Source organism: Bacillota bacterium (genome assembly GCA_040754675.1).
GTDB lineage: Bacteria > Bacillota > Limnochordia > Limnochordales > Geochordaceae > Geochorda.
Map to the genome: position 1 here is coordinate 1 of JBFMCJ010000706.1, position 1,876 is coordinate 1,876.

The 1,876-nt window shown below is 67.2% G+C and carries 4 protein-coding genes and 1 tRNA gene; all 5 read left to right on the top strand.

The features are described 5' to 3' along the window. A partial coding sequence (locus tag AB1609_22740) for a hypothetical protein (protein MEW6049252.1) occupies window positions 1–201 on the top strand: 201 nt, incomplete at its 5' end. After that, on the top strand, window positions 198–461 hold the full coding sequence (locus tag AB1609_22745; protein ID MEW6049253.1) for a hypothetical protein: 264 nt from the start codon (window positions 198–200) through the stop codon (window positions 459–461). The genes AB1609_22740 and AB1609_22745, both read left to right, overlap by 4 nt. A 12-nt stretch (window positions 462–473) precedes the next feature. Continuing rightward, window positions 474–547, top strand: a tRNA-Ala gene (locus AB1609_22750). Window positions 548–586: 39 nt separating this feature from the next. Continuing rightward, the gene (locus tag AB1609_22755) at window positions 587–994 is read left to right on the top strand and encodes a hypothetical protein (protein MEW6049254.1); all 408 of its coding nucleotides are present in this window, start codon (window positions 587–589) and stop codon (window positions 992–994) included. 1 nt (window position 995) lies between these two features. Continuing rightward, on the top strand, window positions 996–1,754 hold the full coding sequence (locus AB1609_22760) for a hypothetical protein (GenBank protein ID MEW6049255.1): 759 nt from the start codon (window positions 996–998) through the stop codon (window positions 1,752–1,754). Window positions 1,755–1,876: the final 122 nt, after the last annotated feature.

A 1,876-nucleotide genomic window follows, 5' to 3' on the forward strand; every position in this document is an offset into this window, starting at 1 on the left:
CCGTCCGTTTTGCAGCTCTGCGCCTATTGCGGCTACGAGTGGCCGCTGGGCAAGGAGCCTGCTTGCTGCCCTGCCTGTGGGCACCCTCCGCGCCGGGTCCGGTTTTGCACCGATTGTGGCTGCGAACTGGATGGCGCGGCCGGGCAGGCGGGCCGAGCGCAGTTCTTCGGCAGGAGCGGGAAGGAGGGGATGGCGAGGTGAGCGCGTTGCCGTCTACGCCGATGTTGGACAAGATGCGGGCGGTGCGGGAACGGTCGCAGTTGATCGGAGAGTTCCTGGAGTGGCTGGAGGGGAAGGGTTACATCCTCTGCTGCCGGACGCAGGGGGAAGAGATGCGCTTTCCCTACTTGCCTGCGAGGAAGTCAATCGAGGAGTTGCTCGCGGAATTCTTTGAGGTTGATTTGGATGCCGCGGAGCGGGAGCAGCGGGCGGTCCTGGAGTGGGTACGGCAGCGTGGTTGACGGTTGAGGGGTGGGGGTGTGGCCCTTTGGGAGGGCGCCGGCTTCGCACGCCGGAGGTGCGGGTTCGATTCCCGTCGCCTCCACCATTCTCTCGGTCTGGAAGGGTGTGAAAGGGGGGACCTGGGGTGGCCGATTACCGCCCCTTGGTGAGGAGCAATTACTTCCGGGTGAAAGACCCGGGGGCCTTCAGGTCCTGGTGCGGGGGCCTGGGGCTCGAAGTGATCGAGGATGAAGAGCAGCCGGGCCTCTACGGCTTCATTGCTGATGAGGGCATCCCCGACAGCCGTCTGGATCCGGAGACAGGTGAAGAGGAGGAAGAGGAGGAGATCGACTTCTTTGCCGAGCTTGCGGGTCACTTGGCCGAAGGCCAGGTGGCGGAGGTGCGGGAGATCGGGTACGAGAAGATGCGCTACCTCATCGGAATCACCCGTGCCGTGCGTTGGGATGGTGAGATGCTCGAAGTTAGCCTGGATGACATCTACAGCGTCGTCGCGGCGCAGTGGGGCCTTGATATGACGAGGGCCGAGTACTGAGGTGGTGCGTGTGCAGCCGCCGAGGAGGGTTGTGCTGTGGCCCGACGCCCCTGTGGAACTCCTCCCCGCACGGCCCGTGCCGGATGACCCCGCGAAGGTGCCGCCGGATGAGCTTGCCGGGTGGATCTCCGAGGCTTACGGGGTCCCTCTGGAGAGGGTCTTCCCCGGCGCCGCCATGGTGCCGGAGCTGGTCCGTCTGGCCGGGGTGCGCCTGTTGCGGTTCGTGGGCCTGTGGCGGGGCGCGGTCCTCCCGGTCCGGCTGGACTGGGAGAGCGTTGTTGTGCAGCGGGATGGCGGTGTCGAAGTGGGGGTCCTTGAGAAAGCGGCGGGTCTGTGCCCTGTCGGGGTCCTGGCCGCCCTGGTCCGCGAGGAAAGTGGCTGGCGGCCATACTGGCGTCCGAGGCTGCATGAAGGCGCTCACGTTCCCTCCAGGGTCCCCGCTGTCCCCGCGTTGTTCTGGATCGGGGACCTGTGGGAGGGCGCCGTGCCTGAAGCTGCTTCCGGGGACGTGCGCCGGGGGGTCCTCGGCGCCAGGGGAGTGGAGGCGTGGCTGGAGGCCCTGCGCGGCTGTGCCGTGCGGGTGCGCCTGCCGGACGTGGGCTGGCGGGGCTCCTGGGTCCGGAGCGAGCCGTTCCGGATCGAGGAGGTGGAGGCCGGGGCTGAGCGGTTCTGCCTGCGCGGTCCCGGCCCGGTGTGCGTGGAGTTCCCGGTGGGCGTTGAGCGGCTGTATGAGGGTGTCGGTTGGGACTTTGGGGCCTGACTTGAACACCGGGCTTGAAATGAAGCGGGTCCGCGGGGCATGTTTCTCACCACGGACCCTTCCGCCCGCCGATGACACGGAACCAGGTACCAGAAAGCGAGGGGTCAGTTAGGCAACAGGAG